12 protein-coding genes are annotated in these 12,363 nt (G+C 46.1%); 7 read left to right on the plus strand and 5 right to left on the minus strand.

Features of this window, described 5'->3' with window-relative positions:
* Positions 1 to 54: 54 nt before the first annotated feature.
* From ITG12_RS15290 to ITG12_RS15300, 3 genes are all read left to right on the plus strand, one after another.
* Entirely contained in the window at positions 55 to 573 is a 519-nt protein-coding gene (locus ITG12_RS15290) for a DUF4326 domain-containing protein (RefSeq protein ID WP_248873196.1), read from the plus strand.
* 235 nt (positions 574 to 808) lie between these two features.
* Positions 809 to 1,201 (plus strand): DUF1353 domain-containing protein, encoded by a 393-nt coding sequence (locus tag ITG12_RS15295; protein ID WP_248873197.1) that lies wholly within the window; start codon positions 809 to 811, stop codon positions 1,199 to 1,201.
* Between the two features lie 343 nt (positions 1,202 to 1,544).
* On the plus strand, positions 1,545 to 1,808 hold the full coding sequence (locus ITG12_RS15300; RefSeq protein ID WP_248873198.1) for a DNA polymerase III subunit epsilon: 264 nt from the start codon (positions 1,545 to 1,547) through the stop codon (positions 1,806 to 1,808).
* Between the two features lie 105 nt (positions 1,809 to 1,913).
* Here the strand turns inward: ITG12_RS15300 and fadE are convergent, their stop codons facing one another.
* Entirely contained in the window at positions 1,914 to 4,358 is a 2,445-nt protein-coding gene (gene fadE / locus ITG12_RS15305; protein WP_248873199.1) for an acyl-CoA dehydrogenase FadE, read from the minus strand.
* A 359-nt stretch (positions 4,359 to 4,717) separates the two neighbouring features.
* On the opposite strand from fadE, the gene lpcA reads away from it, so the two are divergent.
* A complete protein-coding gene (lpcA, locus tag ITG12_RS15310) occupies positions 4,718 to 5,293 on the plus strand; it encodes a D-sedoheptulose 7-phosphate isomerase (protein WP_005436835.1) in 576 nt (191 codons plus the stop codon).
* A gap of 61 nt (positions 5,294 to 5,354) precedes the next feature.
* Positions 5,355 to 6,200 carry a class II glutamine amidotransferase gene (locus tag ITG12_RS15315; RefSeq protein ID WP_038864746.1) on the plus strand — a complete coding sequence of 282 codons (846 nt, stop codon included), beginning with the start codon at positions 5,355 to 5,357 and terminating at the stop codon, positions 6,198 to 6,200.
* A gap of 84 nt (positions 6,201 to 6,284) precedes the next feature.
* Here ITG12_RS15315 and purN read toward each other — a convergent pair whose 3' ends face one another.
* A complete protein-coding gene (gene purN / locus ITG12_RS15320) occupies positions 6,285 to 6,923 on the minus strand; it encodes a phosphoribosylglycinamide formyltransferase (RefSeq protein ID WP_045405850.1) in 639 nt (212 codons plus the stop codon).
* A 143-nt stretch (positions 6,924 to 7,066) separates the two neighbouring features.
* The gene (purM, locus tag ITG12_RS15325; RefSeq protein ID WP_038879184.1) at positions 7,067 to 8,107 is read right to left on the minus strand and encodes a phosphoribosylformylglycinamidine cyclo-ligase; all 1,041 of its coding nucleotides are present in this window, start codon (positions 8,105 to 8,107) and stop codon (positions 7,067 to 7,069) included.
* 179 nt (positions 8,108 to 8,286) lie between these two features.
* Between purM and upp the strand changes: the two genes are divergently transcribed.
* Positions 8,287 to 8,913, plus strand: a complete 627-nt coding sequence (gene upp / locus ITG12_RS15330) for a uracil phosphoribosyltransferase (protein WP_005533963.1) — start codon at positions 8,287 to 8,289, stop codon at positions 8,911 to 8,913.
* 131 nt (positions 8,914 to 9,044) lie between these two features.
* Here upp and ITG12_RS15335 read toward each other — a convergent pair whose 3' ends face one another.
* On the minus strand, positions 9,045 to 10,298 hold the full coding sequence (locus ITG12_RS15335; protein ID WP_038879185.1) for a uracil-xanthine permease family protein: 1,254 nt from the start codon (positions 10,296 to 10,298) through the stop codon (positions 9,045 to 9,047).
* Positions 10,299 to 10,533: 235 nt separating this feature from the next.
* Between ITG12_RS15335 and ITG12_RS15340 the strand changes: the two genes are divergently transcribed.
* Entirely contained in the window at positions 10,534 to 11,832 is a 1,299-nt protein-coding gene (locus tag ITG12_RS15340) for a DUF2066 domain-containing protein (RefSeq protein ID WP_045421112.1), read from the plus strand.
* 82 nt (positions 11,833 to 11,914) lie between these two features.
* Here ITG12_RS15340 and ITG12_RS15345 read toward each other — a convergent pair whose 3' ends face one another.
* Entirely contained in the window at positions 11,915 to 12,355 is a 441-nt protein-coding gene (locus ITG12_RS15345) for a DUF2069 domain-containing protein (RefSeq protein ID WP_038864756.1), read from the minus strand.
* Between the last annotated feature and the right edge of the window lie 8 nt (positions 12,356 to 12,363).

Consider the following 12,363-nt stretch of genomic DNA (forward strand, 5'->3'; position numbering starts at 1 on the left):
CTCTTTAACTGCTATTCAAAATTTGCGAGGAAGGTGAGTAAGATAACGTCAAGTTTGAATGACGTAGAGTTGGTCTTTCCTGAGGATCCGAATAAGCTTATAGAAAAATTTTGTACTGAAAACATATCTTCAGTGAAGTCTACAATCTTTTCTGATTGGTCACCTGAGGACGTCACACATGCGATTATTTTTGATGATGGTGAAGAATTTGACACTGAACTCGAGTCATTAAAGCATGCCAAAGTTCCTTTCAGATTAATACGCATTAGTATCACGAGAGTTATCAATATAAAATCTGACAAAAGCTATCAAGCTGAAAAAGATTCTCCTCATTATGAATACATTGGTCGGGGCTCCTACTGGGGAAATCCATACTCAATGTTTGAGGATGGTGATCGAGACGAAGTCATCAGGAAATTTAAGTATGATTTTGATTACGACAAATTTTTAAATGTCGATAAGTCAAAGGTTTATGCTTTGTCTGGTAAGCGATTGGGCTGTTTTTGCAAACCGCAAGCTTGTCATGGTGATGTTTTGGCGGATTTCTTAAACTCTTGGGATGATGGTAAATAAGTTTAAGCTTCTTTGTCAATTATCTGTCTTGTTAAAAGGAAGGCTCCTGAGTTCTTCCTTTTTTAATTTCGACTTTAACCATTCCGTAATGGTGTATTTGTTGATAGCACTATTTGATTGTGTTTAATGGCTGATTCGTGACAACAGTGAGTTGGCAAAAAACTACCTAAAGAAACTAGCAGACAGGCTCTAGGTATAGTGTCGCCGTACCCGCTCGGTGATAGGGAGGTCTCTGATGAAGTACAAAAAACGTCGGACGTACAAATATAACCTTCATTCCGAAGTACAGATTGAAACCGGTATCACCCCCGCGCAGCCTTTCGATAGTCCGTTTCTGAGTCTATCTGAGCAAGGTTTGTTGACGATTAAGAAAGGCTATTCATGGGATGGGGCGAGTGGTCCGGCGATTGATACTAAGAACATTCTTAAAGCTTCTTTGGTTCATGACGCGTTATACCAGTTGATGAGAGAAGAAGTGCTAACTCAAAGCAGTCGAGAACAAGCGGATAGGCTTCTGCGTCAAATATGCCTTAAACATGGTATGTCGAATTTTAGAGCGACGTACATCTATTACGGAGTCAGAGTATTTGGCAGATTTTTTTCTAAACCGGATCTTTTGTCTGCCTAGTTAAGCTCTCTTGGTGAGTAGATTCTGAATCATGTTCGTTCCTCACTGTTCAGAGTGACGGAGATCTAGGAACACTGTGCGTGTAGTCACTTGATAACTCAAAGTAAACCGTCATTCTAGCGAGCTCCAGCGAGACTAAGAATCTATTGTTAGCGCGCTGGGGCGTTTGTTTCTTCACCCTCTACAGAGTACTCGGTAGTAGGTTCTAGTACGTGCACTCAATCACTTCGCTGTTCCTTTACATATCTATGCTAGACTCACGCCATCAGCTATATGAATGACTTCTCATTTGTTTACCTGAGGGCAGCAATTGGGCTGCTGTATTCTTATTAAAGGCATAAAAATGAGCAAATTAACTTCAGCTGAACGTAAAGCACGTGACAACGAACGTTTCTCGCAACGCGTGAATGAACGTCGTGAAAAAGGTGAAGATGTCGTTGCGTACGCATTAGCGAACAAAAAGGCTGTGAAGTTCCTGACCAAGTCAGAGAAGAAAGGTTTGAACGAACGTAAAGCGACGCTTCAAGAAGAACTTAAGCTGAAAGAGCAGGAAGAACTGCGCAGAATTGAACAGTCGTTTATCGTTGAAGACAATAACGAACAATAAACGCTTCTTTGCTAACACCGTGTTGTGCGAAGCAGAGATTCAACAAAAAACGGGAGCCTCGGCTCCCGTTTTGCTTTCTTATTTATCGTTTAAGTCATCATTCGCTTAAGCGACGTTTTCCATCTGAGGGTAAAGCGGCTTTGCGGCCAATAGCTCTGGCTCAAAATCGTCTACGTTGATAGTGTCTAGGCGATGCTGTTCCGCTTCTCTTAGCAGATCTGCTTCTTCCTGAGTGATTACGCCTTGTTCTAGACCTTCTTGAGCAATCACATCCAAACGCATGAATGGACGGCGTTTGCCTTGCGCTTTACAGATTTTGTCGAACACAGGCTCAGCTTGAAGAATCACAGACAGTGCCAACTCAATCTTACCTGCTGCGTTGTGTTCCGTTGGTTCTAGGTACTGACCACGACCAATACGTGAACGTGTTGCACTTGGCGTTTGTAGAATACGCGCCACTTTACTGTCTAGCTTATCGCTTGGTGCTTTGCGCACTCGGCCAAATGGCATGATCAATACACGCAGTGCGCGACCAATCACTTTGTTCGGGAAGTTTGCTAGGAACTCATCAATGGCAGCTTCGCTTTGTTTTAAGCTGTCTTGCAAGCCCCAATGTACCAATGGCAAGTCTTCAACAGGGCGGCCATCCTGCTCGAAGCGTTTCAATGTTGCAGAGCTCAAGTATAGCTGACTTAAAATGTCACCAAGACGGGCAGACAGACGCTCTTTACGCTTCAACGAACCACCTAGTACTGCCATCGAGATATCCGATAGAAGAGCAAGGTTTGCGCTGTAACGATTCAATTGTTGGTAGTAACGCTTGGTTGCGTCTTTGGTTGGTGACGTTGAACCTAGACCATCACTTAGACCAAACCAGATGCTGCGAATTAGGTTACTCATGGTAAAGCTCACGTGACCCGCTAGTGCTTTGTCAAACTTCTCAACGGCGTCACCAGTCTCCGAGTATGCGGCATTCATCTCTTCAAGAACGTAAGGGTGACAACGAATCGCGCCCTGACCGAAGATGATCATTGAACGAGTCAGGATGTTCGCACCCTCTACGGTTACCGCGATTGGCGCGCCTTGGTAACCACGCGCTAGGAAGTTAGAAGGACCCATACAGATGCCTTTACCACCTACGATATCCATCGCGTCGATGATGCTTTGTTGGCCACGATGCGTACAGTGGTACTTCACGATAGCCGAGATAACAGAAGGTTTTTCACCTAGGTCGATACCTGCCACGGTTAGGTTGCTTGCTGCATCCATCACGTAGGCATTACCACCTAGACGTGCTAATGGTTCTTCTACGCCTTCCATGTGACCGATAGGTTGTTTGAACTGACGACGAATGCGTGAGTACGCGCCTGTTGCCATCGCAGCGGTTTTGATGCCGCCCGTTGAGTTAGAAGGTAGCGTGATACCACGACCGACTGATAGACACTCAACCAGCATACGCCAGCCTTGACCAGCCATTTTCTCGCCACCGATGATGAAGTCCATTGGTACAAACACATCTTTTGCGCGAGTCGGACCATTTTGGAATGGTACGTTAAGTGGGAAATGACGGTTACCAATCTCAACACCTTTAAGGTTTGTTGGGATTAGGGCACAAGTGATACCAAGATCCTCTTGATCACCAAGCAGACCTTCAGGGTCACGCAGTTTAAAGGCTAGGCCAAGTACCGTTGCGACAGGTGCCAATGTGATGTAACGTTTATTCCAAGTTAGGCGCATGCCTAAAACTTCTTCGCCTTCCCATTCACCTTTACATACCACTCCGAAATCTGGAATAGAGCCAGCATCGGAACCTGCTTCTGGGCTAGTCAGTGCAAAACATGGGATCTCTTTACCTTCAGCCAAGCGAGGTAAGTAATGATTTTTCTGCTCTTCTGTACCGTAGTGTTGCAGGAGTTCACCAGGACCTAATGAGTTCGGTACGCCAACGGTAGAAGACAGCACGCCAGAAACGCCAGTCAGTTTTTGCAGTACCAAAGATTGCGCGTATGCAGAGAATTCCAGACCACCGTATTTCTTTTTGATGATCATGGCGAAGAACTTGTTGTCTTTTAGGTATTGCCATACTTCTGGTGGCAAATCTGCAAGCTCGTGAGTGACTTGGTAGTCGTTCACCATGGCACACACTTCGTTAACTGGGCCATCTAGGAATGCACGCTCTTCTTTGCTCAGCTTGGGCGCTTTGATTGAGTGAAGCTTTTCCCATTCAGGTTTGCCTTTGAATAGCTCCGCTTCCCACCAGACCGTACCAGCGTCCAATGCTTCTTTCTCGGTCTGAGACATAGCAGGTAGGACTTTCTTAAACATCACGAGCGCTTTGCGGCTGATCAGTGATTGGCGAATGCCCGACACGGCGAATACCGCAACGGCAAGTACATAAAGTGCCCAGCCAATAACACCAACTGAGCCTGCGATCGTCAGTGCTAGCATGGCAGCGGTTAGCAGACTGACGGATTTCACGAGAGACACTCTGTGGTAGAGCGTTATGCCTAACACAACTGTCATCGCTACGATTGAGAGCAAGATGTCCATATGTTTTTTCCTTTTCAGACTTTATTAATGTTGTACGTCTGTATTTTGGTAAGAGGTCTAACCAGTTCTCATAAGTGTAATCAAAATATTAATAAAATGTAAAACCCAAGATTGGGTAAAAAGTGATCTATGTAGAGTTAAAATTCTAAAGTTGGGAGTTGAGTGATGATTTCGTAAGCAAGTTAACAAGTTTATTACCGTGATGAATCCAAATCTGTTGGTTCACTATCGACACTAATTCTCGTTTGTGGGTAAACTCAGAGTAATGAAATGTCCGGTGCGAGATTCGCATCAGAACAATTTGCCAAGCGAGAGCCTCAACCTCACTGCTGTGGCCGAAATAATAAAGAGAACGTCTTATGTACCAAGATCTGATTAGAAGTGAATTAAACGAAGCTGCTGAAGTTCTGAATAAGTTTTTAAGTGATGACCACAACATCGCGCAAATCGAAGCGGCAGCAAAAATGATTGCTGACTCATTCAAGCAAGATGGTAAAGTGTTGTCATGCGGTAACGGTGGTTCTCACTGTGACTCTATGCACTTTGCAGAAGAGCTAACAGGTCGTTACCGTGAAAACCGTCCGGGTTACGCTGGTATTGCTATTTCAGATCCAAGCCACCTATCTTGCGTTAGTAACGATTTTGGCTACGATTTCGTATTCTCTCGTTACGTTGAAGCAGTGGGCCGCAAAGGCGATGTTCTGTTTGGTTTGTCGACGTCAGGCAACTCAGGCAACATCCTAAAAGCAATTGAAGCCGCGCAAGCGAAAGGCATGAAGACAATTGCGCTGACCGGTAAAGATGGCGGCAAAATGGCTGGCCTAGCGGACATCGAGATTCGCGTACCACACTTTGGTTACGCAGACCGCATTCAGGAAGTACACATTAAGATTATTCACATCATCATTCAGTTGATTGAAAAAGAGATGGAATAAGCTTTTCAGCTTGGCCTCGTTTGGGCTTGGTGGTGTTTTAAGGTAAGGAGTTCGTTTAACCATGTGTGAATTGCTCGGCATGAGCGCAAATGTTCCAACCGATATTTGTTTCAGTTTTACTGGATTGATGCAGCGCGGTGGTCGCACTGGACCGCATCGTGATGGCTGGGGAATTACTTTCTATGAAGGAAAGGGTTTCCGAACATTCAAAGATCCAAACCCTAGTTGTGATTCTCAGATCGCTGAGTTGGTGCAGAACTACCCGATAAAAAGTCGTGCGGTGGTTAGCCACATTCGCCAAGCAAACCGAGGCGGAGTGAACTTAGAGAACACGCACCCATTTACGCGTGAGCTGTGGGGACGCTACTGGACTTTTGCACACAATGGTCAGCTGACTGACTACCAAGATTTGTATACGGGTCGTCACCGTCCGGTGGGAGAAACCGACAGCGAAATGGCTTTCTGTTGGCTGCTCAAACAGATGGAAGATAAATACCCTGAGCCACCTCAGGATATGGAGTCGGTCTTTACTTATGTTGCTCAGTGTTGCGATAAGTTGAGAGACAAGGGCGTGTTTAACATGCTGCTCAGTGACGGTGAGTTTGTGATGACTTACTGTACCAACCATCTGTATTGGATTACGCGTCGCGCACCATTTGGCAAAGCGGCCCTATTGGATGAAGATGTCGAAATCAACTTCCAAGAAGAGACCACGCCAAATGATGTGGTTTCTGTGATTGCGACTCAACCATTAACTGGCAATGAGGCATGGCAACGAATGAAACCGGGTGAGTTTGGTTTATTCCATGTCGGAGAATTGGTGTTGAATAATGCCAAGGCTCTGGAGGATGTCCCCTTTGCAGCGCCGAAGCCGGGTAACCAAGCACCGACAGAACCGTTGGAGTGATGGTTTTCTCGCAGTAAAACATTTGAATAAAACAAAAGGCAGCCTAATGGCTGCCTTTTTACGTTTGGTGTTTGGAATTAAGAGTTACTCGGCGGCGTAGCCGTGAGCTCCTAGCTCAAAACCATCGAGATACGCTTTGCCCTCGGTCATCGACAATCGCCCTTCGACTAACCACTTAGTCACCATTGGGTAGATGTTGTGCTCTTGAGTCTGCACACGTGCGGCGAGTGCGTCGGCATCATCGTCTTCAAATACCGGTACTTTAGCTTGCAGCACAACAGGGCCGCCGTCTAACTCTTCTGTGACAAAGTGTACGCTGGTGCCGTGTTCTTTATCGCCAGCATCAATAGCGCGCTGGTGGGTGTGTAGCCCCGGATACTTAGGCAAAAGGGAAGGGTGGATGTTGATCATTTTACCCAGGTAGTGGGAAACAAACGCGCCACTGAGAATACGCATGTAACCTGCAAGCACAATTACGTCCGGTTGGTATTCATCGATTTGTTTCATCAGTTCAGCATCAAAGCCTTCACGGGATTCGAATGCTTTTGGATCGACAAAATGCCCATTCACATCAAACTGTTTTGCGCGCTCTAAACCATAAGCGTCAGCTTTGTTGGAGAACACCGCTGCGACTTGTGCATTTGGCATACTGTCTTCGCAAGCTTCCAAGATGGCTTGAAGGTTACTGCCGTTACCCGAAATGAGGACCACTATGTTTTTCATGATGTTGAGACTGCCTTGCTATTGTAGGTTTGAAGTGCGTATCCGCTAAATTACCTACTATTAGAATGGTTTTCGATGTTCCAGATAGCAGAATGAGGACATCGCGTCCTCATTCTTTTTATTTTTTGAGCTTGATTCGCAAGTTATTGGATTTCAACTTGCTCTTCGTTTGCTTCTGCTTGAGCGACTTCACCAATCACCCATGCGTTTTCGCCTTCTTCTTTAAGAAGAGCAACCGCTGCGTCTGCTTGGTCTTTTGGAAGTGCAACGACTAGGCCAACACCACAGTTGAACGTACGGTACATCTCGTGTGTTTCAACGTTGCCTTTCTCTTGTAACCATTTGAAGATGATTGGCCATTCCCAGCTATTACCATCGATAACGGCTTTTGTGCCTTCAGGCAGTACGCGTGGGATGTTTTCCCAGAAACCACCACCCGTGATGTGAGAAATCGCGTGGATGTCGTGCTTCTCAATCATCTTAAGTGCTGATTTGATGTAAATCTTAGTTGGTTCTAGTAGGTGCTCACCGATAGTACGACCTGCTAGCTCTTCGTTTTTATCTGCGCCAGAAACTTCTAGGATCTTACGGATAAGAGAGTAACCGTTTGAGTGTGGACCGCTTGAGCCAACAGCGATTAGTGCGTCGCCTGCTGCCACTTTCGTGCCGTCAATCACGTCTTCTTTTTCTACTACGCCAACACAGAATCCAGCAACGTCGTAGTCTTCGCCTTCGTACATGCCCGGCATCTCAGCAGTTTCACCACCGATTAGTGCACAGCCTGCTTGAACACAGCCATCAGCAATACCAGAAACCACGTCTGCCGCGGTATCTACGTCTAGCTTGCCTGTTGCGTAGTAATCTAGGAAGAATAGGGGCTCAGCACCTTGAACGATTAGGTCGTTTACACACATTGCCACTAGGTCAACGCCAATAGTGTCGTGCTTGTTCATATCCAGCGCTAGGCGAAGTTTTGTACCTACACCGTCAGTACCAGAAACCAGTACAGGTTGTTTGTATTTTGTCGGCAATTCACACAATGCGCCAAAACCGCCGATACCACCCATCACTTCAGGGCGACGAGTACGCTTAACCGCACCTTTAATACGATCTACAAGCGCGTTGCCTGCATCAATATCTACACCAGCGTCTTTATAGCTAAGAGAAGAGTTGTTACCACTCACAGGGAAGTCCTCGGTTTTTAAGTTGGATATGAAAACGGCGCTATTCTACCAGTGGTTAAATACAGATAGCAAACGTTTGCGTCGGTTTTTTTCTTTAGTGAACTATCCTGATATCCCTGCAAAAATCATGTATAATCTGAAGGTTTGTTTAAATATTGCCAATAAAGCCGGAGATGGAAATGAAAGTTGTTGAAGTTAAACACCCTCTAGTGAAACACAAAATCGGTCTAATGCGAGAAGGTGACATCAGCACGAAGCGTTTTCGTGAGTTAGCGACAGAAGTCGGTAGCCTACTTACTTACGAAGCGACTGCAGACTTTGAAACAGAGAAAGTAACCATTGAAGGTTGGAATGGTCCTGTAGAAGTTGACCAAATCAAGGGTAAGAAAGTAACAGTAGTGCCAATCCTGCGTGCAGGTCTAGGTATGATGGACGGCGTTCTTGAGCACATGCCAAGCGCACGTATCAGTGTTGTAGGTATCTACCGTGATGAAGAAACACTTGAGCCAGTGCCATACTTCAACAAGCTTGCTTCTAACATCGATGAGCGTATTGCTCTAGTTGTTGACCCAATGCTTGCAACAGGTGGTTCTATGATCGCAACAATCGATCTTCTAAAAGAGAAAGGTTGTCAGGCAATCAAGATTCTTGTTCTTGTAGCGGCTCCTGAAGGTATCGAAGCACTAGAAAAAGCGCACCCAGATGTTGAGCTATACACAGCGGCAATCGATGAGAAGCTAAACGACAAAGGTTACATTGTTCCTGGTCTTGGTGATGCAGGTGACAAGATCTTCGGTACTCAATAAGCATTATTGTTTTTACTGAATTCAAAAATAAAGGCTTGGTGAAAACCAAGCCTTTTTTGTCTCTGCTATTTGAAAGTTAGCTACGAGATGCGAGATCAGGAAGGGCGACTTAAATCAAGCCGCCACCATACTTACTTCGCGTTGTCTTCTTCCATCTGTGCATTATCTACCACGTGGTTTTCACCAAGGTCGTGTGGTAGCACTAGGTTAAGAATGATTGCAACGATACCACATAGGCTTACACCTTGTAGGCTGAACTCGCCAATACCGAAAGCCATGCCGCCGATACCAAATACTAGGGTTACCGCTACGATCACTAGGTTACGTGATTTGTGCAGGTCAACGTTGTTCTTAATCAGTGTGTTTAGACCAACGGTTGCGATAGAACCAAACAGTAGAATCATGATACCGCCCATTACTGGAACTGGAATGGTTTGTAGAATCGCACCTAGCTTACCTACCAGCGCAAGTACGATGGCAGTAACCGCTGCCCATGTCATGATTACAGGGTTGAACGCTTTCGTTAGCATTACCGCTCCTGTTACTTCGCTGTACGTGGTATTTGGTGGTGCGCCAACCATAGAAGCTGCAATTGTTGCCACCCCGTCACCCGCAATCGTGCGGTGCAGGCCTGGTTTCTTCAGGTAGTTTTTGCCCGTTACGTTTGAGATAGCAAGCATGTCACCCACGTGTTCAACCGCCGGGGCAATCGCTACTGGGATCATGAACAAGATGGCGTTGATGTTGAATTCTGGTGCAGTGAAGTTTGGCATTGCAAGCCAAGCTGCTTGAGCAACCGGTGTGAAATCAACCACACCGTAGAACAGGGATACTGTGTAGCCTGCCAAAATACCGCCGACGATAGGAACCAACTTTAGGAAGCCTTTCGCGAACACGCTTAGTGTAATAGTCGTTAAAAGTGATACCGCTGAGATGATCACCGCCGCATCGCCATTCACTAATTGAATCGCGCCGTCTCCCGATTTACCTACTGCCATGTTGACCGCGGTAGGAGCGAGGCCAAGACCTATCACCATGATCACTGGGCCGACAACCACAGGTGGCAGAATTTTATGAATAAAGCCAACGCCGCGTACTTTGATCATCGCACCAAGACCAACGTACACTAAACCAGCAGCCATCAAGCCACCCATGGTTGCACCGATACCCCAAGTTTGGATACCGAACATAATAGGAGCAATAAACGCAAAAGAAGAGGCAAGGAAGATAGGGACAGAACGTTTAGTAATCAGTTGGAAAAGAAGAGTACCGACACCAGCACCAAACAGAGCAACGTTTGGGTCTAGGCCTGTAAGAAGTGGTACCAGCACGAGAGCACCAAAAGCGACAAAGAGCATCTGAGCGCCTTGTAACGCGTTTTTCATAATTATTTCCTATTCAGAGATACGCAGACAAATCCGGCGAATATTACCATCTGGCAATCGATTGCAATGTTGCCTAGATCAAACTTTTGTATGGATTTATAACAGAGACGAATAGTTTGTTTTCATGGTGGGTTTTAACTTGGTCAGAATACAGACAATTCACTCAGTACTCTTCTTGCTCACCGTTTGATAGTTGCTTATGATGCGTGTTCTTGTACAGAGGATTATGAAAACTATGCGCTATTTAGCTCTCTTATTGATAGGTTGGTTGTCTCTGCCAGTTTATGCATTAACTCAGGTGGATATCTATCGTGCCGAAGTGGCGATCGACAGTGAGCAAAAAGACGGCGAAGAACTCGCCCGTCAACAAGGTATGCAAGATGTGATTGTGCGTGCAACAGGCAGCGAATCTTCCCTTAGCAACCCAGTAATTAAGAAAGCAGTGGGTTCAAGTTCTCGCTATATTTCTCAACTTGGTTACGGCCAACTTGATGGTCAAAGCAGTTTGAAGATGCTGTTCAATAGTGGCCAAATCCGTTCATTGTTGACGCAAGCACAGTTGCCAACGTGGTCAGCAAGTCGTGCCAACATTCTTGTTTGGTTAGTGGAAGAACAAGGTTACGACCGTACTATCACTTGGGAGCATTCTGATTCTTCAAGTGTTGCAGCGTTGCGTGATGCGGCACAGTCACGAGGTTTACCTATCACGATGCCTGTGGGTGACTTTGATGATGTTACCGGTGTGAACGTGTCTGATTTGTGGGGCGGCTTTGTTGACCCAATCAGCCAAGCAAGCCAACGTTACCCAGTGGATGCCGTTTTGGTTGTACGCGTACAAGGTGACAAGATCCGTTGGACTTTGTATGACCAAGCGCCAACACAATTGTCTGAGTCTAAGCAATCGCCACGTAGTGGCTCTGCCTCTGGTGCGAATGCGATTCCGGCGATGATTGGTGGTATCGCTGATTATTATGCGAAGAAAAGCGCGGTTGTTGTCTCGAGCAAATCTTCAGAAGAGATCGATGTAAAAGTGGTTGATGTTGAATCAGCAATGGATTTCTTCAACCTAGAGGATTCCCTAACTAAGCTAAACTCTGTGGCGAGTACCGAGATCAAGCGTGTACAAGGCAATGCTGTGACATTGACTATTCACCTCCTTGCTTCTCAACAAGCGTTTGAACAAGAAGCTTCCTCTATTCGTCCATTGGAAGTCACCGAAGATCCAATGGCGGGTTTAGAACCGGCGGCGGTACAACTTCCAGAAGCGCCTGCGCAACCAGCGCAACTTCCTGCTGATACAGAGCAAGGCCAAGCTACAGAGAGTGGTGCTGTGGTTCAAGAGCTGACGGCAGAGCAGAGCGCAATAGAAGCGAAACAGCCTGTTGTTGCTCAGCCCGCTCCAGAGCAATATGACCTTATTTACAAGTGGAAAGCTCCGGTTCGTGCTCAAGTTGAGCCAGAGCTGGATGCGGATTCTGAAATTGCGCCTGTGTTAGAAAAAGATACGGTAGAAAATCCAGAAGATGTTGGTTAATCGACGGTCTTGATTGGGGTTTCAAACAAATAAAAAGAGTCGCCTAGTGCGACTCTTTTTTTGATTTTGAAACTTCACGAGACTACTTGTTGAATTTGGCTTTCTCTTCCTTTTCAACTTGAGAAAGGCGTTTCAATTTCAACCCTAGCTCTTTACCTCTCGCTCGTGCAAACAAGATGTTACCCAAGAAGCCCAGTGAGGTGAGTAGTAACTCGACAACGGCAAGCCAGCGTTCACCATCATCGACGTATAAAATGGTCAAACCGTGTAAGAAGTACAGCATCAGCACAAAGTTTGCCCACGCGTGGGTGTATGGCTTACCCGCTAAAATTCCCGGTAATGGGAGCAGTAACGGAACACACCAAGCAATGGCTAATGTGGTACTGCTCAGGTGTGGGTGAGGCGATAAGGCCAGTTGCCAAATGGCGACCCAAGCCAGTAGCGCTAAATTGCCAAACAGCGCCATATAACGATAGGTTTGAGTTTGCTTGCTGAGAGGTGGTTGGTCGATAGAGTCAGTCATCGATTTAC

The sequence above is a fragment of the Vibrio sp. ED002 genome (assembly GCF_023277445.1).
Classification (GTDB): domain Bacteria; phylum Pseudomonadota; class Gammaproteobacteria; order Enterobacterales; family Vibrionaceae; genus Vibrio; species Vibrio jasicida.